The organism is Psychromonas sp. SP041 (assembly GCF_000470315.2).
Classification (GTDB): domain Bacteria; phylum Pseudomonadota; class Gammaproteobacteria; order Enterobacterales; family Psychromonadaceae; genus Psychromonas.
The window spans coordinates 19155-41589 of sequence record NZ_CBRF02000037.1 but is presented as its reverse complement, the minus strand read 5'-3'; the positions used below and the strand labels follow the sequence as shown (position 1 = coordinate 41589).

Genomic DNA, 22435 nt, shown 5'->3' with positions numbered 1-22435 from the left:
TTTATTTACTCTTTTTCGCTTAAATAAGGGTCACTATAACCTAACTCAATCATGAGCTTGGTTTCAATACTTTCCATCGCTTCTGCTTCATCTTCTTCAATATGGTCGAAACCTAGAAGATGGAGTGTACCGTGGATTGTCATATGTGCCCAATGTGAAATTAACGGTTTTTGTTGTTCCGTTGCTTCATTTTCAACCACTTCTTTACAGACTACCAGATCTCCTAACAAAGGCAATGTGATCCCCGGAGGATTCTGAAAAGGAAAAGATAACACATTAGTTGATTTATCTTTTTCTCTGTATTGGTGGTTTAACTGCTGACTTTCTTCACTGTCTACAATACGGATTGTTAGTTCAGCTTCATCTCGTAGTTGCTCGCTAGCTGCGATTATAGTTGCGCTAACCCAAGCTTCAAATTGTGCGAGTTCAGGTAACGCTTGCTGGTTCTCACTAGCAAGCTGTAAATCAACGTACAATTCCATTAAGCGTTTCTCGCTTCGCTTTCTGCTATTTCAGCTTTTCTATCAAAAGCGTCATAAGCTTTAACAATACGAGCGACTACTGGATGGCGTACTACGTCGTCTGCTAAGAAAAAGTTAAAGCTGATACCGTCATCGACTTCACCCAATACTTCAATTGCATGGCGTAAGCCAGACTTTTGATGGCGAGGTAAATCAATTTGCGTAATATCACCGGTAATTACCGCTGTAGAGTTAAAACCAATACGCGTTAAGAACATTTTCATTTGTTCTGTCGTCGTATTTTGGCTTTCATCTAAAATAATAAATGCATCATTTAAAGTACGTCCACGCATATAAGCAAGTGGTGCAATTTCAATAATATTTTTCTCTATTAACTTTTCAACTTTCTCGAAACCTAACATTTCAAATAAAGCGTCATATAATGGGCGTAAGTACGGATCTACTTTTTGTGATAGATCACCCGGTAAGAAACCTAGTTTTTCACCTGCTTCAACAGCAGGGCGCGTTAATAGAATACGACGTACTTCTTGACGTTCTAATGCTTCTACAGCACAAGCAACGGCTAAGTAAGTTTTACCTGTGCCAGCAGGGCCAACACCAAAGCTAATATCATTACGCAAAATGTTACTCACGTATTTTGTTTGGTTTTCACCACGTGGTTTGATAACACCACGTTTAGTTTTAATGGTTAGACTTTTAAAACCAACTTCTTCAGACGCTACACTCACTTCCAATAAACGATGTTCATTGATTACGTTCTGCAACGCTAAATGTACATCTTCATCAGATAAACGTGCTGCTTTGCCTTTTATAGACTGAGTTTCAATGTATAAATCATTGATTAACTCGCTACCTGCTTGAGCGTAACGTTCTTCACCCACTATTTGAAAGTGTGCATCTTTATAAATCACTTCAACACCTAAACGACGTTCTATTTGTTTGATGTTGTCGTCAAAAGAGCCACATAAAACCGCTAGGCGATCTTTATCTGCAGGTTCTAAATCAAGGTGTAATGTAGTTAATTTTGTGGTCAAATTTTAACGCCTTATTTATTTTGGATAAAAAGTTATTCTAAGCAAAAACTATGCTGGAATAAACGTTTCAACACCTAATTTTTTTGCTTTGCTTTTCACAATATCACTTGGGCGAATTGATTCACGTAGATTCATTTCTGATTCACCACGGATAAACTTACCACGAATTGAGTTGGTATGTACTTCTGTAATTTCAACATCAACAAAACCACCAATCGAACGATGGTCTCCTTCAAAGTTTACAATTCGGTTATTCTCAGTACGACCACATAATTCCATGATGTTTTTACGAGAAGGGCCTTCAACTAAAATACGTTGTACAGAACCGACCATACGGCGACCAATTAATTGAGAATGCTGATGTATTCTATCTTGTAATATTGCTAAGCGTTTTTTCTTAGTCTCTAGTGTTACATCATCTGGCATATCTGCTGCCGGCGTACCAGGACGTTGGCTATAAATGAAGCTATAACTGGTATCAAAACCAATATAGTTAATCAGATCCATTGTTTGTTGGAAATCTTCATCGGTTTCATTTGGAAAGCCAACAATGAAGTCAGAACTGATTGTTAAATTAGGGCGAACCAATTTTAATGCTGCAATTTTTTCTTTGTATTGCGCTACATTATGGCCACGTTTCATCATGGTTAAAATGCGATCTGCGCCTGCTTGTACTGGGAGGTGTAAGAAATCTACTAATTCTGGTGTGTCGCGATAAACATCAATGATTTCATCAGTGAAATCAATTGGATTACTGGTTGTGTAACGTAAGCGGTCAATACCATCGATAGAAGCAACGTAACGTAGTAATTCAGAGAAACTACATTCTTCACCATCGTGCATATCACCAATGTAAGAGTTTACATTTTGACCTAATAGATTGATTTCACGAACACCTTGCTCTGCAAGTTGTGCAACTTCTAATAGAATATCGTCTAATGGACGACTCACTTCTTCGCCACGCGTGTAAGGTACAACACAGAAAGTACAGTATTTTGAACAACCTTCCATAATAGAGACAAAAGCCGTTGCGCCTTCTGCTCTAGGCTCTGGCATAGAGTCAAATTTTTCAATTTCAGGGAAACTGACATCGACTACATTACCTTTATTGTCTTTCACGTCTTGAATCATTTTTGGTAAACGGTGTAACGTTTGCGGTCCAAAAACAATATCTACATAAGGTGCGCGACGACGTATTGCTTTACCTTCTTGCGAAGCAACACAACCCCCAACACCAATAATAATATTAGGATTTTTTTCTTTTAGTTTTCTCCAACGACCTAGTTGGTGGAATACTTTTTCCTGTGCTTTCTCTCGAATAGAACAAGTATTTAATAAAATCACGTCAGCATTTTCAGCTTCATCAACGGAAACATAACCGTTACTTGCACTTAAAAGGTCTGCCATTTTTGATGAGTCATACTCATTCATCTGACAACCCCATGTTTTAACGTGTAATTTCATGCTCATATTCACTGCCTACTATGCTGACTAATTAGTGTGTTTCTTAAAACGAGGTCGCATTTTACGCACATCAAAGCAATCATGCTACTTTTTGTTTGCTCGCTTCACTATTATTGATGATGATCCAAATATCTTGGTTTTATAACACTAAAATATTAGGTTAATTTTCCCAACAAGGCATCTTTTACGTACAATCATTAAATCGGTGTAAGACAAACAATTGAGGGTGTAATGGCAAACAGAGAAATTATCGTTGTTGGTGGGGGCATGGTTGGCGCATTGTCGGCGTTATTACTTGCTAAACAAGGTGATACATTACACCTAGTTGAAAAGTCCTCTTTTACTATACCGAAAAATGAAGATGCCTTTGACCTTCGTGTTTCTGCATTCAGTGCGCAAAGTAAACACTTACTTGAGCAAGCCGGTGTATGGGAAGATATTCCGTTAGACAGACTTTGTGCCTATCAAGAATTACATACTTGGGAGCAAGGTAGCCAGAAGCTCATGTTTTCAAGTGATGATATTGGTGCTGAGCAATTAGGTTATATTGCTGAAAATCGTTGGATCCAAGCGGTATTGTGGCAACGTTTAAAACAATTAAATAATGTTCATTTTTATGAATGTTGTGAAGTCACTGATATTGATCAAAATGAACAACAAGTAACAGTGACTCTATCAGACCAACAAGTGATTACGGCTGAATTACTGCTTGCCTGTGATGGTGCAAATTCAGGGGTACGTAATCATTTACAACTGCCAGTGACAAGCTGGGATTATCGCCAACATTGTTTGCTCATTAATATTACTACTGATTGCGCACAGCAAGCCGTTACTTGGCAAGAGTTTAGAGAAACAGGGCCTTGTGCCTTTTTACCACTGGCTAGTAATAATGCCAGTTTAGTGTGGTATCACAGCCCACAAAAAATAAAGCATTTACAAAGCTTAACCAATCAACAGCTCAAAGACACTATATTAGCTGAATTTCCTAAATTAGATTTTGATTTTAAAGTCGACGCTAAAGGTGGTTTTCCATTAACTCGTCGTCATGCAAAATATTATTATCAAGGCCGTGCGGTGCTGTTGGGCGATGCGGCACACACTATTAATCCGTTAGCTGGACAGGGCGTTAATTTAGGTTTTAAAGATGTTCAATGTCTTGTTGAGTTGCTAACGCAATGCAGTGATTTACCAATACCTGAAATGCTAAAACGTTATCAATGCCAGAGGCGACCTGCCAACTTGTTAATGCAAACGGGTATGGATGTATTTTATAAAGTCAGTAAATCAGATTCTGATTTAATACGCGTATTACGTAAAGGTTTCTTGGGGCTTGCACAACAATCAGGGCAAGTTAAAAATCGTGTGATGCGTTATGCGATGGGCATTAATTAACGAGTGACAAAGTGTATGGTCATAGAATATCTGCCATAGACATATAATTGTCACGCATTAAAAAAGCCGGGTAGTAACTTAAATTTATCTCGTTAAGTTACTACCCGGCTTTTTATTGTGCTTTAAAACAGTCATTTTAAGTGTCTGTTTTAAACTGTTTACAGCCTAATTTAGAAAGAAGTACGGCGGTAGTTACGGTACTTAGGTAACCAGAAGTTAGCCTCTAAACGACGATGCATGTTCTCATCAGTAACCGGTAGCGCTAATTTATCTTCAATTGCTTGTTGAGCCACAGCACAGGCAATCTTTTCGCTGATTTGTTTAATCACTTTTAACGGTGGTAATAAAGCGCCTGGTGCTTTTTCATATTCCATCGATGCATCTGCTAAAGCTTGGCTTGCCACCATTAACATATTATCGCTGATACCTGTTGCACGTGCCGCTAATACCCCTAAACCGATTCCAGGGAAAATGTAGCTATTGTTACATTGAGAAATTTCATAAGATTGACCTTCGTAAAGAGTATTCGGGAAAGGGCTACCCGTTGCAATAATCGCTTTACCTTTACTCCAGTTTGTTATCTCTTGTGGTGTTGCTTCTACACGAGATGTTGGGTTTGACAGTGGTAATACGATTGGGTTTTCAGTGTTTTCACATAACGCTTCAATAACACCTTGTGTGAATAATCCTTTTTGACCACTTACACCGAATAGCACGGTAATTTTAGCTTGTTTGGCAACTTGCTCTAAGCCTAATTTTTGAGTCTTATCCCAACTGGCGATATCAGCTTCTTTTTGAACAAGTGGTGCTTGGAAGCTTTGTAGCTCCGTCATGTTATCTGTTAATAAGCCGTAACGGTCAACCATAAATACTTGTTTACGCGCTTGTTCTTCAGTTAAACCTTCGCGTTGCATTTGTCTAATAATATGTTCTGCAATACCACATCCAGCAGATCCCGCGCCTAAAAAGGCAATATTTTGTTGGCTAAGTTTTTGCCCTTTATTCAAACAAGCAGCAATTAACGTACCTACTGAAACAGCAGCCGTACCTTGAATGTCATCATTAAAACAACATAGCTGATCGCGGTATTTATTTAATAGTGGTGTTGCATTAGTTTGTGCGAAATCTTCAAATTGTAATAACACTTCAGGCCAACGACGTTTAACCGCTTGAATAAATAAGTCGACAAATTCATTATATTCTTCGCCAGTAATACGTGGGTTGCGCCATCCCATGTACATAGGGTCATTCAGTAGTTGGCTGTTGTTTGTGCCTACATCTAATAAGATAGGAAGGCAATGTGCAGGACTAATACCACCACAAGCTGTGTATAAAGCTAGTTTCCCAATCGGGATCCCCATGCCACCGATACCTTGGTCGCCCAGCCCTAAAATACGCTCGCCATCGGTCACTACGATAACTTTTACATTTTGTTTAGTGGCATTTTGTAACATGTCATCAATTTTGTCACGCTCAGGGTAAGAGATAAACAAACCACGTTTACGGCGGTATATTTTAGAGAATTTCTCACAAGCTTGGCCAACCGTAGGGGTATAAATTAATGGCATTACTTCTTCGATGTGTTGCTCAATCAAATGATGAAATAATGTTTCATTAGTATCTTGAATATTACGTAAATAGATATGCTTATCTAAGTCACTAGAGAAAGAGGATAATTGTTGATAAGCACGAAGTGACTGCTCTTCAATGGTTTCAATATTGTGAGGCAATAAACCTGTTAAATTAAAATTATCACGTTCTTCAGATGAGAAAGCGCTGCCTTTATTTAATAGTGGTGCTTCTAATAATGCGGGCCCAGCAAAGGGAATATATAGAGGACGTTTGTTCGGCATAATAAAATCTTCTCAGTAAATAAAGGCATCGGATAAGTTGGTTCAAAACTAATTTTTTGATCATTTTTTTGATCGTGTTTTTGAGCATAGCTGTTTGAAAATAGAGTTCGCATCTAATAAATCGCTCACAGTTATTCTATTTTAAGTTTTATCTTATAAAAATACTGTTACCTATTCATTAAATAACGTTAAAGTTTTTCAATTTCTGTTAGCTTAATGTAAGTTTATTTTTTTTAAAGTAATCTTTTAGATAATCGATTAATAATCGCAACTTTTTAGACTCCGCTGCACCTGGAGGAAATACCGCATAAACATCAATGTCGTTTAATTGATAGTCGTCCAACAATTGCACCAAACTACCTGCCTTGATTTTAGGGGCTGCATCATAGGTTGGGATACGACCTAAACCATGACCTCCCTCAACAAAAGCCGTTCTAGCCGCTGCATTATTGGTGCTGATATTACCTTTAAATTTAACACTATAAGATCGATTACCTTTTTTAAGTTCTAATACATTAGCAGCTAATTTATAAACTACCCAGTCATGACTCGCTAATTGTGCGGGCGTATTAGGGCGACCGTATTTTAATAAGTATTCAGGAGAGGCACACAAACAAGTGCTTAAGGTCGATAGTTTAGTTGCTTGTAAGGTTGAATCGGCTAAAGCAGCCCCTCGAATGGCAATATCAAATCCATCTTTAATAATATTCACTACTTCATCGCTGAGATTTATTTCTAACTGTATATTTGGATAGAGTTGACGAAATGAATTTAATGCAGGGACAATGGTATGTAAACCGACACTCACAGGGCACGCAATTTTAATTAAACCAGTAGGATTATTTTTAAGGTTTTCGATTTGTTGATTAGCGGCTAAGGCTTGCTCAACAATCACTCTGCAACGTTCGTAGTATTGGCTGCCTGCTTCAGTTAATGCAATGCTACGTGTAGAGCGGTTAAGTAATTTAATGCCTAACTGTGTTTCAAGTTTTTTTATATGATAGCTGACGACGGCTCGAGATAAACCAACGTGTTTAGCAGCAGCGCTCAAGTTACCTTGTTCAATGACTTGTGCAAAGACTACCATACTTTTTAATTGTTCAAATGACAGTTCCATTAATGCCTCTTTTAGTTTGTGTTGGCGGTATCTCTTTTAAATCTATGAGCAAACGACTTATCTAATATAAGCCGATATTAACAGTTACATTAGTGATTGCATTAGTTATTGTATCAATAATTCTAACAATGAAGTTCATAAAGTATGCATTGTTCAATTCTTGAGTAAGCCTATACTGTTTACATCAGCCGTTAGTTGGCTATCAAACACTCTCAGTATTAAGGGCATTATCATGAGCAAAAAAATATTAATGGTTTTAACATCACACGATAAATTAGGCGATACAGACCATAAAACAGGTTTTTGGGTTGAAGAGTTTGCAGCACCGTATTACGTATTTAAGGATGCTGGTTTCGACATTACATTAGCATCACCATTAGGCGGTCAACCACCGATTGATCCAACAAGTCAACTGTCTGACTTTGAAACAGATGCAACTAAACGCTATGACCAAGATGAAGTTGTAAAAGAAGAATTAGCTAATACAGTTGTTTTATCATCGGTTAATGAAAGTGATTACGATTCGGTATTCTATCCTGGTGGTCACGGACCATTATGGGATCTTGCATATAACGCCGATTCAATTAAATTGATTGAAAGCTTCCTAGCCGCTAATAAACCTGTTGGCGCAGTATGTCATGCAAGCGCAGTATTATTAGATATTAAAGATGCTAACGGTGAGTTTGTTATTAAAGGTAAAGCTGTTGCTGGTTTCACTAATAGTGAAGAAGATGCAGTACAATTAACTGATATCGTACCTTTCTTAGTAGAAGACGAGTTAATTAAGCGCGGTGCAGATTACCAAAAAGTAGATGATTTTGCTGCATTTGCAGTACAAGATGGCTTGATCATCTCTGGTCAAAACCCTGCAAGCTCTGAGCTGGTGGCTGAAAAATTAGTGGCGCATTTAAACGCTTAATTTTCAATGCTTCTCATGCAAAATTAACGTCGCATTACCTTATTTAGTTTAATGCTTCGTTTTATTGAAGGCCACATGGAATAACTTTACGGAGTTGTTCAGTGTGGCTTTTTTATGTGTTGGAATGTTATATAAGGCACTCACACTCCAAGTAAATTAATGGCTATAACTATAACTATAACTATTGCTAATAATCACCACTGTTAATAATCACTACTGACAATCACCTCAAGCTCATCTAGTTCATTCGCCACTACAGAAAAGTTAATGGGTTGGCAGCAAACTTGGCAATCCTCAATATAATCTTGGTCAGTGTCTGAGGGATCAAGCAATATAGTGATTGTTTCTCCGCAATACGGACAACTTATATTCTCTTCTTGTAGAAATGCCATTTTTATCCTTTCTTTTTATTGATATGTCTTTTGTCATAATTTATCTGAAACTTTGTACGTTGTATTTAGTTTTATAATGTAATATCAGAAACAGATATAAAAACCGAATCAAATTAAATGTCTTCATTTACTTATTGAATGTAGGTATTAGAAATTTATAAGGCCTTTTTCCTTACTGCCGTCACCTTACTAGCAATCCAAAAAACAGGACGTTAACAATGGATATTTTAAATTATTTACCTGAACTGATCTCAGTGAGTGTTATTGCTATTTTTATGGCGATCAGTCCTGGTGTCGATTTCATTATGATCTCTCGTAATAGTATGTTTCACGGAAGACAAAGTGGATTGTATTCAGCATTAGGCATTGGGTTAGCTATTTGGATACATGTTGCTTATTCAATCGCGGGGTTGGCAATTATTATCTCGAAATCAATCGTATTGTTTTCATTGATTAAGTATATGGGGGCGGCTTACTTAATTTATATTGGTTATAAAACGTTTACTTCAAAAAGTAAATTAAGTGCAGAAGGCGTACCGAGCGAGCCTAAGTTGTCTCGTTTTGGTGCCGTAAAGTTGGGCTTTATTACTAATGCGTTAAACCCTAAAACAACATTGTTTTTCCTTAGTTTATTTACACAAGTGGTCAATCCGTCCACCCCAGTATGGGTGCAATTGTTATATGGGTTAATTATCTGCTTAGCGCATGTTGTTTGGTTTAGTATCGTTTCTCTATTCTTTAGTCACCCTGCACTGGTGAAAAAGTTTAATACTCATAAACAAAAAATAGAGAAAGTAGTGGGTAGTGTCTTAATTGGTTTTGGTGTAAAAGTGGCGATAAGCGGTAATAGCTAATTTTAGTAAACCGTGGCTATCGATAGTCATTAGATATGGCTGAAATAGTAACGATTAACTTGGCTGACGACCTTATTTTATTGTGGAAGGTAGGCAATAAAGAGCATAAAAGCGTTACTACGTTTTTAAATAATTGGCTTTGTAAATTATTTTTATAAGGCCTTTTATACACTATAAATAATCTCATCATTAAATCAGATTTATTTTTGTTATTTCTCAACCGAAAAAATATCATTCACTTTTTGTAAATTACATCGCTTAACTTATCTACAAGTCATTTATATTCAATTTTACTTATTCAGCTTTTATAAGCATTTACTTAAACAGTGTTCCCTTAGTTATACTTCTTCTGATTGCTTCCTTTTTTCTTTTACTTTTTTAAATCTGCATATTAATCCTGTCAAATTTTTAGCTTTCTAATATGTGAATTGTCACCTTAGATGATTTTTACTTCTTTTTGTTTATAAAATGTTGCACTAAAAATTACAATTGAACTTTATTTGATCTTTAAAGACTTAATCTTTTATGTGGCATTGATAATTGTTATCAATTTTTGATGTGTGAACTTTACACATCAGAAAAGCCATATAGAAACTTTGGTTGCTGTTAAACCTTAGTTTTACTTTTATCTCTGAATTTTAAAGGCAGCTATTCAAAGCGAAATTTGCTGTTAAAAGTTTAATTTTTCTTATTAGTCTTATCATATTACTTTATTGATTAGGTGCTTTTAAATGATGAGTTTTCGATATCTATTGATGACAAATGTAAGGAGGTTTTGGTCAAAAAAGGTGAAAACCGACCTTATATGAGTTCGCTTTAAAAATGGGTAATAAATTAATTTAAAGGAAATATTATGAATCACGTTTTAAACAATCAAACAAAAGGAGTATTTAAGAAAAGTTACTTGTCTTTAGCTTTGTTACTAGGAATGACGACAATGGCCAACGCTGCCGTTGAACCATTAAGCGTTACTGGAAACCAAGTGTTAGCAGGGGGAGAAAATACTAGCTTTGCTGGTCTTAGCTTATTTTGGAGCAATACTGGTTGGGGAGGCGAAGATTTTTATACTGCCGATATCGTCAATAGTGCCAAGTTAGAGTTTGGTGCCAACATAATTCGTGCCGCTATTGGGCATGGCTCCGATTACAGCGGTAGCTTGAATTATGATTGGGACGCTAATATGGAGCGTCTTGATACCGTTGTTAATGCTGCCATTGCAGAAGACATGTACGTTATTATTGATTTACATAGCCATAATGCACATACAGACCAAACAACCGCGATCGCCTTCTTTGAGGAAGTCGCTGCCAAGTATGGTGATTACGATAATGTTATTTATGAAATTTACAATGAACCGCTAAGTGTTTCTTGGTCTGATGATATTAAACCTTATGCTGAAACTGTCATTGATAAAATTCGCGAAATAGATCCTGATAATTTGATTGTCGTCGGAACCCCGACATGGTCTCAAGATGTAGATGTGGCTTCTCAAGATCCTATCGATCGTACTAATATTGCTTACACGTTACATTTTTATGCAGGTACTCACGGCGAGTCATATCGAGATAAAGCACAAACGGCTTTAGATAATGGTATTGCTTTATTTGTGACAGAATGGGGAACGGTAAATTCCGATGGCAACGGTGGTGTCAATACATCAGAAACTGATGCTTGGATGACGTTCTTACAAACAAATAATATCAGCCACGCTAATTGGGCTCTGAATGATAAAAATGAAGGTGCATCAACCTTTACCGAAGGCGGTGACTGGGATTCTTTAACTGACTCTGGCACCAAAGTAAAAGAGATCGTTCAAGGTTGGGACAGTAGTACTCGTTCAGCAGACAGTGCAGAAACAACAGAGAGTACTGACACTGATGGGGAAACAACTGATGCAACAGACAGTACAGATACAGCAGATAACATTGACACTGTAGCAGACAGTACCGACACAGTTGATAGCATTGATACAGTGACGACTGTTAATGTTAATTGTTCTAGTATCAATACTTACCCTGATTGGGTTAAAAAAGACTATTCAGAAGGATCGTACACGCATAATGAATCTGGAGATTCGATGCAATACAGTGGTAATGCCTATACTGCTAACTGGTATACGAATAGTATTCCAGGAAGTGACGCATCATGGACAACGACAGGCAGCTGTAGTTAGTCTTTATAAAGTAAGTTTATTTTTTATTACACTTAAGCTTTAAGTCGTTAAGTGGAAAACTCACTTTAGGGAAGCAGGTGATAGTTAAACACTCTGCTTCTCATTAGTCGACTTATCCAAAGTGGATTTCTGGTTATTTCACATTATTTTAAAGTTCAGTTACAAAACTCATATATTGCTTAATCTCACCTATCACTGCTTTTTCCATTAACTTAGCCGTTTCTATTACGTAAGGCTGACTAAAATGAATGTCCCATAAGTCAGACTCTTTACGCCAATGTTCATATATTACTAACGTATCTTCTTGGTTTTCTACTGTATATAAATCAAAGAGCAGGTTGCCTTGTTCTTGTTGACGAGTTTGCGTTATATGCTCTTTAAACTGAGTTAATAACTCTGCTTTATAGTCTGAGTTTATTTTTAAAATACAGAACATAATAAATAATTCATCTTCAGTATTAACTGTTTTAGGATTTTTTTCGAAAAGAGGCGCTGGTGTTGTCGCATTTAAGTAAAATATTTCTGGCGCTTTATTGCTGATTGTTGGCAATGCTTCAAGTAACACTTTTGTATATTGTTGTGTAGCGTGATGGTCTATTGCGCTTTGGTTATCGAATCGTTCATAGGCAAAAAATAGATTAGGAAAATTCTTATCTTGATATAATCGCATTTCCAATAAACCGGCTTCATTTTTTGAACCTTGTTTATCATCTTCAAGCAATGCTTTAAATAATGCAATATGGGTTGGTTTTATATCAAACTTAACGACTTGTACGATCATTTTAATTCCTATTTTTGGCGAGAATACTTTATTTTTATGGAGACTGTTAAAGGGGCTGTAGTCACTTTTTGTTGTATTGCTCATTCAATGAATATTTATTTTGCTTTATGTTAACGAATAGAAAAAGAGTGAATAGATCCAATTAATATGGATGATACTATCCATAATCATCTTCATTTAGAGGGATAAATTGTCCTATCTTTAACGTGAGAGTGCAGATTATTCAATTTAAAAAAATAAAATGATGGTTAATTAATAGCGGTAGTAAAACCATAAAGACGCTAAATTGTTATTTTAAAGTTCTATTAACTTATGACAGGATATCACCATGGAAACCTTATCAATCATATTGGTCGCTTTAGTCGCAGTTGAGCATCTATACATATTAATATTAGAGATGTTTTTATGGGATAAACCCCGTACACAAAAAGTATTTGGTATTAAAAAAGAAGATATTGAAACGACTAAAGTGATGGCTGCCAACCAAGGTCTTTATAACGGTTTTTTATCTACAGGTTTATTCTGGGGATTACTACACCCTGACTCAGTGATGGGCAGTCAAATTCAAATCTTCTTTGTCTTATGCGTTATTGTTGCTGCCTTATACGGAGCGTTTACCGTTAAAAAATCTATTCTTTTAGTGCAAGGCTTACCTGCCTTATTAGCTTGTATTGCGTTAATGTTAGTTTAATTTCTCGCTGGTGGATTAACCATAAGATGTTTTTAATGATCTATTTTTAATGAACTGTTTTTTAAAAAGAATGAGAGTTTAAAATGAAAAAGATATTAGCTTTTATTGTTATTGGAATCGTGATTGCATGCTATCAGTGGTCATTTAATAACAGCAATGTTTCTGCCTCTGTTAAAGGTTTAAAGGTAGTCACGGATAATAACGTTACTGCTAGTTCCACTAATGAAAGTGCTGAAACAGCCTATCAAAATAGGCGTAGCGATGTTCAAGTCAATGGAGCAGGCACTGTTATTAAGTTATTAAACGATGACAATAAAGGCTCTCGTCATCAGAAATTTATTTTGCGTTTAGGCTCAGGGCAAACTATTTTAATTGCACATAATATAGATTTAGCACCACGTATTAATTCAATTTCACAAGGTGACCAAGTTGAGTTTTATGGTGAATATGAATGGAATGATCGTGGTGGTGTGGTTCATTGGACACACAGCGACCCTAATGGTTACCATGTTGGTGGTTGGTTAAAACATCAAGGTAGAACTTATCAATAGTGTAAAGCCTGTCATTAATATTGTTTGTTTTTATTGTTTATTGGCAATAAAAACATCAAGCTCAATTGTTTAATGTCATTTCAACAATAAGGGGTTAAGTGGATACTCAACGTTATGGCATTATTTTAAATGTTGAAAATTATAATGAATGTGTTGCTTTCTATCGCGATGTTTTAGACCTTAAGGTTATGTTTTCAAAAATCGAAGGTGATTTTAAACTGACTTGTGTAGAATTTGGCTCTGGGTATTTGATGATAGAAACAGAGGGCTTTGCTGAGCCTAATGGAAAATCAATCAAAGCTTGCCCATCTAAATTACGGTTTAATGTGGCGGATATTCATGCCGCAATGAAAAGAATGAAGCATTTCGGAATACCCACTGAATTGATAGAAAGTGAGTGGGGTTCTACAATTAATATTTACGATCCTGATGGTAACCGTATAGGTATTAGAGATGAAGCTAGTTTCAACCGTCAAATTAACGTTCAATAAATATTAAATATAAAACTTAAGGTTACTAATATGTCTACAATCTCAGGTAGTTGTTTATGTGGAAAAGTGTCATTTGAAAGTGAAGATGACTTTAAAAAATTCCACCTTTGTCATTGTATTCAATGTCAAAAAGCCACGGGATCAGCTCATGCGTCTAACTTATTTACAACACCAAATAATATTACATGGTTAAGTGGTTTAGACTCAGTAAAACGCTTTGATGTACCTGGTCGTGCAATCTCTAGTGCTTTTTGTAATAACTGTGGTAGTAATGTGCCATATATCTCGCGTACTGGGAAAGCGTTGGTTGTCCCTGCGGGGAGTTTAAATGGATCTCCTAATATAGAACCAGATAGTCATATTTTCTGTTCAGAGAAAGCAACTTGGTATGACAAAGCAATTAACGCCAAAACATTCGATAAATTTCCTAAATAAACCATCTTCAAATTTAAATAGAAAGAATTTCATGATAGAGGTTCTTTTTATTCATAAGTTTGAATGCTGAAGCTACCTGTTAATTAACGACTTAACCTTTAAATAATTACTGCAGACCTTTAAGAAAACACCTCTAATCTGGTTATTATTTATTAATACTTTACCTATCTACTAAGATTTAAAAAACTGCTACATATTAAAATTAATGATAATAATTATCAAATAGGGTGGATTTATCTTTTTAATTAAATGATAATGATTCCTATTACTTTTGGTGTTTGGTTGGAATGGGAAAAGTTATGCTGAATCACAATTGGGAATGTTTAACGAAAGAAGCGATTAACGCTTATTCGAATCATGCTTTTGATGATGCTGTTAATTTAAATAAACAAGCATTATCGCTATTAGAAGTTTCATTTGATGATGATTTTAACCGTGATGCGGAATCAACGATTGCTGCCGCTACCGTGAGTTTTTTAAACCTTGCTGAATCTTATACGGTATTAGGTGAGTTTGTATTAGCAGATGCCCAGTATGAAAATGCAATTCACTTTCTTCAAGTTGCGATGACACGGTCGGATGTAAGCGACCAACAATACAGCATTATTATACGTACTCTCACTCGTATTCGTTGCGAGTGGCAACTGTTTAGCCAAAGTCATTTCTCAGCATTACCTGCGCAAAATAACCCTTTAATGGCAATATTTTCAAATGTTGTTTCTGCTCCTAAAAAAGCAATACGTCATTAATGCTCCATTCATCTAGTTAAATGTCTTCTAAAACAATATAAATCATTTTTATCACTGCCTTCAAAGAAGGTGTTTTACGTTAAAACCAAGGAAGAAAATATGAAAAAAATATTTAATCATTCAATTATCTTAAGCTTAATGTTGGCTTTCAGCCAAGTGGCTCAAGCACACCCAGGTCATGACCATGCACATTGGGCAAGTAATTCTATTCATCTCCTTACTGTTGCTGCTATTGCTTCAGTGATTGTCGCTGGACTCGTTTATAAGCAAGTTATTCGTCGTCGTAAAAACGTTTCTACTATTTCTACTAAAGGAGAATAACCATGTTACATAGCCTGATTAAAAATATTGATAAAATGCTTAACTTTAAAACAGCACAAGCGCATTGTGATATTCCATGTAAAATTTATGATCCATCAACAGCACAGCTTGCCGCGTTAAGTTGTGTTCGTTTAATGGACTTAATAAAAGAAGTTGAAGATAAAGGCACATTGAATGTCGCAGACTATGCGCAGGTTGCTCGCTTAGTGAATGAGAAAGAATCTGCTAGTACAGAAGTAAAAGAAGCGGTTCGTATTATTTGGGGGGACTATTTTAAAGCACCACAATTTGAACAGTTACCTAATGCACATCAACTTACTCATAGCATTATGCTACAAGCATCAAAATGTAAGCAAAGTATTGATAGAGAAGAAGGTGAGAAGCTAGTCAGTTTAGTCAATGAATTTGCAGCTGCTTTTTGGTTAACTAAAGGCGTAGCTACTTATAGTGCTGCTTGTCCTTATCCTCCAATGTTGGAAACGGTTTACCCTGACTTAAAGGGCTAAATTAAGAGGGGTTTAACAGTATGGAGAGCTACAGGCTTCTTACTTTATTTAGACCCCTTATTACTTATGTAATGTAATTGCTATTATTTAGGTGCGCTGGAGTTATTATGTTTAGCATGATTAAAGTACAAGGAACAAGTATGGTTCCTCGTTTACAACATGGAGACTTTGTTTTTATTAACCATTGGCAGCGTTCATTAAAAGTGGGTGATCTCGTTGTTGTTGATCATGCTTTATATCGATTCATTGTTAAAAGAGTTCTTAATATTGATTGTAATGGATTACTTTGGATTGGTGGTGAAAATGAAACTAGTCTGCAACCACAGGAGTTGGGATGGATTGCGCCTCATCGATTAGTAGGTAAAGTACTCTTTTGTATCTGCGCTAATCACAAACCAATGAGATCTTTATTTAATGAGAACAAAAGCAATACTAAACCTAGTTAGCGACTGCTTTTTTTATTACCTTATAGTTATTACCTTAAATTCATACCTTAAGTTATGGCCTTAAGTTATTGTCTTTATCTATGACCTTTAACTATTTTCCTCAATGATTGCCCACCAATAAACTTGTAACAAAGCTTACAATAAACCCCTTAAATATAGGTTAGTCGTTTAGAGATAGCTTATTTATTAATATCTATAAATTCTTCGAGCGCCTTTCTATTGTGTTACTTTTACCTTCTGGTCAGATTTATTCTAATAAAAACACTTTATCAGTTAATTCAGAGTGACTTAAATAGATCTTTAGATTGCTCATGCAAAAGTAATCTATCACAATACACACCTGTGAAGTTTTAATAAAATTTACCCTATTCTTATCGGTAGAATGACCGATACTCTTTTCAATAACTATAAAATGGATGACATAGTGAAAAAGAAAATAACTGCTTTAATTACCTTCGCTACATTAATAGCGATGCCTGCTTTGGCTGCTTCGCCCACACCAGAAAAATTAACTGTTTATACCTATAGCTCATTTGCATCTGAATGGGGACCGGGTCCTAAAATTGAGGCTGCATTCGAGAAGTCTTGCCAATGTGACCTTGAGTTCATTGCTTTAGATGACGGTGTCACTATATTGAATCGCTTGCGTTTAGAAGGGAAAAGTAGCGAAGCGGATATTCTATTAGGGCTGGATGATAGCTTGATGGCAACGGCTAAGAAAACCGGACTACTTGATAAACATAATATCGATTTAAGTGCGGTTAATGTAGAGAATGGATGGAAAGATAATACCTTTGTTCCTTTTGATTATGGTTATTTCGCTTTTATTTATAATAGTGAAAAATTAAAGAATCCACCAAAAAGCCTTAAAGAGTTAGTTGAACAACGCGATGATCTTAATATTATCTACCAAGATCCGCGCACTTCAACACCAGGTTTAGGTTTAATGTTATGGATGAAGTCAGTCTATGGTGAAAAAGCCAATGAAGCTTGGAAAAAATTAGCGGCAAAAACTGTCACGGTAACCAAAGGTTGGTCTGAAGCGTATAGCATGTTCTTAAAAGGCGAGGCGGATATGGTGTTGTCATACACGACGTCACCTGCCTATCACATTATTGCTGAAGGCAAAGAGCAATATGTAGCGGCAAGCTTTAGCGAAGGGCATTACAGACAAACAGAAGTCGCGGCGATAGTTAAAAGTAGTCAACATAAAAAGCTAGCGACACAATTTATGAATTTTATGTTAAGTGATAGCTTCCAATCTCAAATCGCAACAGGTAACTGGATGTACCCTGTGACGGATGTGTTATTACCAACTGAATTTGACCAATTAACCTTACCTGTTAAAACGCTTTCATTTCCAAGTAAAGAAGTGGCTAAAAACCGCAAAGCATGGACGAGAGAGTGGTTAATTTCATTAACTGATTAACTGATATTATTAGTTTGAGAGGCTTTGAGTGTGGTAATAAAACAGATTAAACCAGTCCAACTACCTGGTGTTTTACTGTCTATTGGTATTTTTACTTTTGTATTGATGGCTGTTACTGCGTTATTAACACACTCTTCTAGTTTAAATATTACCGATATATGGTCCGATGCTTATTATCGGCATATTACTGTATTTAGTTTTTATCAGGCTTTTTTATCGACGCTATTAAGTGTCGTGCTAGCTATCCCCATTAGCCACGCGTTATCTCGACGTGAGTTTTGGGGGAAAACCTTATTATTGAAGCTATTTGCTACTACCTTAGTCTTGCCCATTTTAGTTGCCGTATTTGGATTGCTTGCTATTTACGGTAACAGTGGATTATTTGCCTCTGTTTTTGCCTATTTTAACCTTAAATTACCTTTTTCTATTTTTGGCCTAAACGGCATTTTGTTAGCGCATGTCTTTTTTAATTTACCTTTTGCTTGCCGTTTATTTTTACAGGCACTAGGCTCCATTCCAGATAAACAACATCAGTTAGCGATTCATTTAGGATTAAAAAATTGGTATAAATTTCGTTTCGTAGAATGGCCTTATATTCGCGGGCAATTACCACATATTACAGGGTTGATTTTTATGCTTTGCTTTACCAGTTTTGCAACGGTAATGGCATTGGGTGGCGGTCCTAAATCCACCACGATTGAACTCGCTATCTATCAAGCTATAAAGTTTGATTTTGACCTTCAAGTTGGGGCATTACTGGCACTCTGGCAAATCTGTTTATGTGCGGTATTAGCCGTGTTTATTCAGAAAATATCTGGCTCTGTATTATTAAGTAGTAACTTCCATAGTATTAAAAATACATTTATACATGACTCAGTATTTTCTCGTTGTTGGGACTTTAGCTGGATAAGTTTAATTGTATTGTTAGTGCTACCGCCTTTATTCATGGTGTTGATATCAGGTATTAATCTTAAATTTTTTGTTGTGTTAAGCGATATTAACTTTTGGTACGCATTTAAAAATTCATTATTGATTGCTTTTTTTGCTGGTCTCATTGCTGTGTGTTGTGCTTTCTTTATTTTATTAGCCAGTCGTCAGTGGCGTTTAATTGGGTTGAACGGGCGAGCTGATAAAATTGAAATGTTAGCCACCATTATATTAGTGACGCCGGGGCTTGTGATCAGCACTGGCTTATTTTTGTTGCTACGCGAATTTGGGAGTTTATCTGCAATGTCGTTATATATTGTGATTGTTGTTAATGCGTTGATGGCATTACCTTTTGCTTTAAAAAGTCTAGCCCAACCTATGTTACAAAATGCTCAAAAATATGAGTTATTGTGTGCTAGCTTAGGTATCTTTTCATTAAACCGATTTTATTGGGTTGAATGGAAGTCATTGAGAAAACCAATATTACAAGCGCTATGCTTAAGCTTTGTGCTTTCAATAGGCGATTTGAGCGCCATTGCTTTATTTGGTAGTCATTCCTTTAGTACTTTGCCACTATATCTTTTTCAGCTTTTAGGCAGCTATCAAATGGAATCAGCAGCCGTTGTTGCGTTGGTTTTGTTAGTCTTAAGTGTTGGTGTCTTCATTGTGGTTGAAAGTGTCTTTAAAGAAAAAGTCGTTAAGGTAAAAGAGTAAACCATGATTGAATTTTCGAAGGTAAATTATAATTATCAACAGCAACAATTTCATTTTGATTTGCAAATCAAGCAGGGCAGTCTGGTTGCTATTTTAGGGCCTAGTGGGACGGGTAAAAGTACCTTATTGAATTTATTAGCAGGGTTTATTTCACCTATTGAAGGAGATATTAAAATAAATGAACAGTCCATTTTAAAGCAAGCACCTTATCAACGTCCGCTCTCTATTTTATTTCAAGATAATAACTTATTCACTCATCTATCAGCTTACGACAATATTGGTTTAGGATTACACCCTGGTTTAAAACTAACAGACCTTCAAAAAGAACACCTACAAACCGTCGCATTACAAGTTGGCGTAGAGGAGTTACTTACTCGTTTTCCTGCTGAGTTGTCTGGTGGCGAACAGCAACGCGTTGCACTGGCGCGGTGTTTTGTACAAGATAAACCCATTTTATTACTTGATGAGCCTTTTTCGGCATTAGATCCCATATTAAGAGTCGCCATGTTAGAACGAGTACAGTCTTTAGCAAAGTCTGAAAATGTAACGGTATTAATGGTCACGCATCATATTGAAGATGCATTAGCAGTCGCTTCTGATTTTATTTTTGTTGACCATGGGCAATCGCTAGCTGCTGAAACAATAGATCAACTTAAAGTGTCTCATCCAAACAAACATCTAGCACATTTTCTAAGTGTACAAGTAGGTGATGCAAAGCTTATTAAATAATAATAGCAGTTTTATAACGATGATTATTTCTAGTTATGAATATTTATGCGGGTGAAAGTTAATTGCACATTAATTTTATTAACGAGTTTTATTGTCAGGTTATTTTACAATCTGAATATCACTAATTAAACTCGTATTTATATCTATTTGATGTATATGTGATCTTTATTGTTGGACTAGTTATTGCTCTTTCATATTAAGACCTATTAAAAAATTGGTTTTTATAGGTACCTTAAAATAATGTAAAGGAGTACTAATATGAAATGTAAAACAATGAGAGGTGTATTTTTAGGCTGCGGGCTATCAATAGCAAGCTTACTTAGTGTCGTAAATGCAAGTGTATTGACTGGGAATGTAACGGTTGATAATCAATATAATGTTTATCTAAGCACAAATGATAATGCCCAAGGTGTTTTAGTATCTTCAGATAATAGTTGGTATGAGTCTGAGGTTTTTACTGCGACTTTAGCTGCTGGAACGGATTATTTTTTGCATGTTGAAGGAGTTGACACCGGTGGGTTTGAAGGTTTTTTAGGTAACTTTAGTTTAGATAGTGCTGACCATTTATTTAGCAATAATATCGCTCAATTGTTAACTAATACGATTGATTGGAGTGTAAGTACAACAGGTTGGGGTAGTTATAGTAATCCAAGCTCATATGGAGATAATACTGCTTACCCTTGGTATGCAAATACAAGACCTACTATAGATGTTACTTCTGCCGCTGAATGGATTTGGTCTGAAGATGACACTGCGACACATGTTTATTTTTCAACAGCAATCACTGCAGTCCCTGCACCTTCTACAATGGCTATTTTCGGCTTAGCATTAGCTGGATTTGCTTATAGTCGTTCTAAAAAGCAAGCTTAATACCGTACTGTAAAATTTAAAAAGCACTATCTAGATAGTGCTTTTTATTGTTTAACCTTTAGCTGTTTAATACACTGTTAATACTTTACTTCCTAATAACAATCTTCCTTGGTATTAGCTCTAATCCAGCTTGATAACGTTTAGCTGACGCATTCAAACCCAATGCTAATGCACTATCTGCAATTAGTTCGAATTGCTGTGCTAATGAGTTAATTTTAATCGGTAAAAAGTCTAATAAACGGTTATCACCAAAGGTACCTAGTTTGACCGTTTTCATCAGTTCAGGTTGCTCAATGAGCACATCTAAAATACCTTCCAACATCGTATAAGAGGTGACAATAATGGCATCGGGTATCTTGTCTTCTTTTAACCATTGTTTAAAAACAGCTTTACCCGATTCACTATTAAAGTGTTCTCCATAAATTGAAGTGCAAGTTATCCCTTGTTTTTTAGCTTGAGCTTCAAACCCTGCATGACGTTGGCGAGAGATATTTAATGTAGGCAAAGCACCAATCAAACCAATCGATTTAATATTCTCTGTAATGACTGACCCTGTTAACTCGTAAGCACCATCAAAATCTTCACTAATAACACATCCAAAATGTTCATCATCTAATGCTCGGTCGAGTGCAATAATAGGTGTGCCTTGTTGTTGTATTTTCAGATAATAATCGCTGCCATCAGGTAAAGCACTGGCAACAAAAAGTGCATCGATACGACGACTTAATAACGCTTTTACTAAGTTTTTTTCTGTTTCAGGATCGTCATCAGAACAGCCAATAAGAATTTGATATCCGGCTTTACGAGAATTACATTCTAATAATTTAGCCAGTTTTGTATAACTGCTATTTTCAAGATCCGGAATGATCAAACCAAAGGATCGGCTGCTACCAGCACGAAGAGCAGAAGCGGCATGGTCAGGGCTATAGTTATGTTCATTAACCACCGCCATTACCTTCAGTTGGGTTTTTTCACTGATTCTATATTGCTTAGCTTTACCATTAATGACATAGCTTGCAGTGGTTTTTGATACGCCTGCTAATTTGGCAATGTTATCTAATGTCACGGTCAAGATCCTTATTTATGTCGACAAGATCAAATTAATGGAAGTCTAT

Annotated in this window: 24 protein-coding genes; 16 read left to right on the top strand and 8 right to left on the bottom strand. The window is 36.0% G+C overall.

The annotated features are described in order from the left end of the window. Window positions 1–5 precede the first annotated feature (5 nt). The 3 genes from ybeY to miaB are packed head-to-tail and all read right to left on the bottom strand — an operon-like array spanning window position 6 to window position 2986. Window positions 6–482, bottom strand: coding sequence for an rRNA maturation RNase YbeY (gene ybeY, locus SP041_RS17035; protein ID WP_025565076.1), 477 nt, complete (start codon window positions 480–482; stop codon window positions 6–8). After that, window positions 482–1516 carry a PhoH family protein gene (locus tag SP041_RS17030; RefSeq protein WP_025565075.1) on the bottom strand — a complete coding sequence of 345 codons (1035 nt, stop codon included), beginning with the start codon at window positions 1514–1516 and terminating at the stop codon, window positions 482–484. Before SP041_RS17030 ends, ybeY begins: the two co-directional genes overlap by 1 nt. 48 nt (window positions 1517–1564) lie before the next feature. Continuing rightward, window positions 1565–2986, bottom strand: a complete 1422-nt coding sequence (gene miaB, locus SP041_RS17025; protein ID WP_025565074.1) for a tRNA (N6-isopentenyl adenosine(37)-C2)-methylthiotransferase MiaB — start codon at window positions 2984–2986, stop codon at window positions 1565–1567. 225 nt (window positions 2987–3211) lie between these two features. Between miaB and SP041_RS17020 the strand changes: the two genes are divergently transcribed. Further along, a complete protein-coding gene (locus SP041_RS17020) occupies window positions 3212–4372 on the top strand; it encodes an FAD-dependent monooxygenase (RefSeq protein ID WP_025565072.1) in 1161 nt (386 codons plus the stop codon). Window positions 4373–4542: 170 nt separating this feature from the next. Here the strand turns inward: SP041_RS17020 and SP041_RS17015 are convergent, their stop codons facing one another. Together SP041_RS17015 and SP041_RS17010 are read right to left on the bottom strand one after the other, a co-directional pair. Then, window positions 4543–6228: an NAD-dependent malic enzyme gene (locus SP041_RS17015; RefSeq protein ID WP_205961217.1), complete on the bottom strand. Its 1686-nt coding sequence runs from the start codon at window positions 6226–6228 to the stop codon at window positions 4543–4545. A 205-nt stretch (window positions 6229–6433) separates the two neighbouring features. Next, entirely contained in the window at window positions 6434–7342 is a 909-nt protein-coding gene (locus tag SP041_RS17010; protein WP_025565070.1) for a LysR family transcriptional regulator, read from the bottom strand. Between the two features lie 232 nt (window positions 7343–7574). On the opposite strand from SP041_RS17010, the gene SP041_RS17005 reads away from it, so the two are divergent. Continuing rightward, on the top strand, window positions 7575–8261 hold the full coding sequence (locus SP041_RS17005) for a type 1 glutamine amidotransferase domain-containing protein (protein WP_025565069.1): 687 nt from the start codon (window positions 7575–7577) through the stop codon (window positions 8259–8261). Between the two features lie 203 nt (window positions 8262–8464). Here SP041_RS17005 and SP041_RS17000 read toward each other — a convergent pair whose 3' ends face one another. Next, window positions 8465–8653: a CPXCG motif-containing cysteine-rich protein gene (locus tag SP041_RS17000; protein WP_025565068.1), complete on the bottom strand. Its 189-nt coding sequence runs from the start codon at window positions 8651–8653 to the stop codon at window positions 8465–8467. Window positions 8654–8871: 218 nt separating this feature from the next. Between SP041_RS17000 and SP041_RS16995 the strand changes: the two genes are divergently transcribed. Together SP041_RS16995 and SP041_RS16990 are read left to right on the top strand one after the other, a co-directional pair. Continuing rightward, entirely contained in the window at window positions 8872–9507 is a 636-nt protein-coding gene (locus SP041_RS16995; protein WP_025565067.1) for a LysE family transporter, read from the top strand. Between the two features lie 853 nt (window positions 9508–10360). Further along, entirely contained in the window at window positions 10361–11680 is a 1320-nt protein-coding gene (locus SP041_RS16990; protein ID WP_025565066.1) for a cellulase family glycosylhydrolase, read from the top strand. 148 nt (window positions 11681–11828) lie between these two features. Here the strand turns inward: SP041_RS16990 and SP041_RS16985 are convergent, their stop codons facing one another. Beyond that, on the bottom strand, window positions 11829–12461 hold the full coding sequence (locus SP041_RS16985) for an antibiotic biosynthesis monooxygenase (protein ID WP_025565065.1): 633 nt from the start codon (window positions 12459–12461) through the stop codon (window positions 11829–11831). Between the two features lie 328 nt (window positions 12462–12789). Between SP041_RS16985 and SP041_RS16980 the strand changes: the two genes are divergently transcribed. The 12 genes from SP041_RS16980 (at window position 12790) to SP041_RS16925 (ending at window position 21320) form a co-directional block, all read left to right on the top strand. After that, the gene (locus tag SP041_RS16980) at window positions 12790–13152 is read left to right on the top strand and encodes a DUF1304 domain-containing protein (protein ID WP_025565064.1); all 363 of its coding nucleotides are present in this window, start codon (window positions 12790–12792) and stop codon (window positions 13150–13152) included. A gap of 83 nt (window positions 13153–13235) precedes the next feature. Beyond that, the gene (locus SP041_RS16975; protein WP_025565063.1) at window positions 13236–13703 is read left to right on the top strand and encodes a DUF3465 domain-containing protein; all 468 of its coding nucleotides are present in this window, start codon (window positions 13236–13238) and stop codon (window positions 13701–13703) included. 98 nt (window positions 13704–13801) lie between these two features. After that, window positions 13802–14194, top strand: a complete 393-nt coding sequence (locus SP041_RS16970) for a VOC family protein (protein ID WP_025565062.1) — start codon at window positions 13802–13804, stop codon at window positions 14192–14194. Between the two features lie 30 nt (window positions 14195–14224). Continuing rightward, window positions 14225–14629 (top strand): GFA family protein, encoded by a 405-nt coding sequence (locus tag SP041_RS16965; RefSeq protein WP_025565061.1) that lies wholly within the window; start codon window positions 14225–14227, stop codon window positions 14627–14629. A 299-nt stretch (window positions 14630–14928) separates the two neighbouring features. Continuing rightward, complete coding sequence (locus SP041_RS16960; protein WP_025565060.1) at window positions 14929–15378, top strand: hypothetical protein; 450 nt, start codon at window positions 14929–14931, stop codon at window positions 15376–15378. 99 nt (window positions 15379–15477) lie between these two features. Beyond that, a complete protein-coding gene (locus tag SP041_RS16955; RefSeq protein ID WP_025565059.1) occupies window positions 15478–15699 on the top strand; it encodes a hypothetical protein in 222 nt (73 codons plus the stop codon). A 2-nt stretch (window positions 15700–15701) separates the two neighbouring features. After that, window positions 15702–16205: a superoxide dismutase, Ni gene (gene sodN / locus SP041_RS16950; RefSeq protein ID WP_025565058.1), complete on the top strand. Its 504-nt coding sequence runs from the start codon at window positions 15702–15704 to the stop codon at window positions 16203–16205. Window positions 16206–16282: 77 nt separating this feature from the next. Continuing rightward, complete coding sequence (sodX, locus tag SP041_RS16945; RefSeq protein WP_346763650.1) at window positions 16283–16651, top strand: nickel-type superoxide dismutase maturation protease; 369 nt, start codon at window positions 16283–16285, stop codon at window positions 16649–16651. A 424-nt stretch (window positions 16652–17075) separates the two neighbouring features. Then, window positions 17076–18080: a thiamine ABC transporter substrate binding subunit gene (gene thiB / locus SP041_RS16940; RefSeq protein WP_025565056.1), complete on the top strand. Its 1005-nt coding sequence runs from the start codon at window positions 17076–17078 to the stop codon at window positions 18078–18080. 30 nt (window positions 18081–18110) lie between these two features. Continuing rightward, window positions 18111–19721, top strand: coding sequence for a thiamine/thiamine pyrophosphate ABC transporter permease (gene thiP, locus SP041_RS16935; RefSeq protein WP_240791492.1), 1611 nt, complete (start codon window positions 18111–18113; stop codon window positions 19719–19721). Window positions 19722–19724: 3 nt separating this feature from the next. Then, on the top strand, window positions 19725–20450 hold the full coding sequence (gene thiQ / locus SP041_RS16930) for a thiamine ABC transporter ATP-binding protein (RefSeq protein ID WP_025565054.1): 726 nt from the start codon (window positions 19725–19727) through the stop codon (window positions 20448–20450). A 258-nt stretch (window positions 20451–20708) separates the two neighbouring features. Then, window positions 20709–21320 carry a PEP-CTERM sorting domain-containing protein gene (locus tag SP041_RS16925; protein WP_025565053.1) on the top strand — a complete coding sequence of 204 codons (612 nt, stop codon included), beginning with the start codon at window positions 20709–20711 and terminating at the stop codon, window positions 21318–21320. Between the two features lie 85 nt (window positions 21321–21405). On the opposite strand, the gene cra is transcribed toward SP041_RS16925, so the two are convergent. Then, a complete protein-coding gene (cra, locus tag SP041_RS16920) occupies window positions 21406–22386 on the bottom strand; it encodes a catabolite repressor/activator (RefSeq protein ID WP_025565051.1) in 981 nt (326 codons plus the stop codon). Window positions 22387–22435 lie beyond the last annotated feature (49 nt).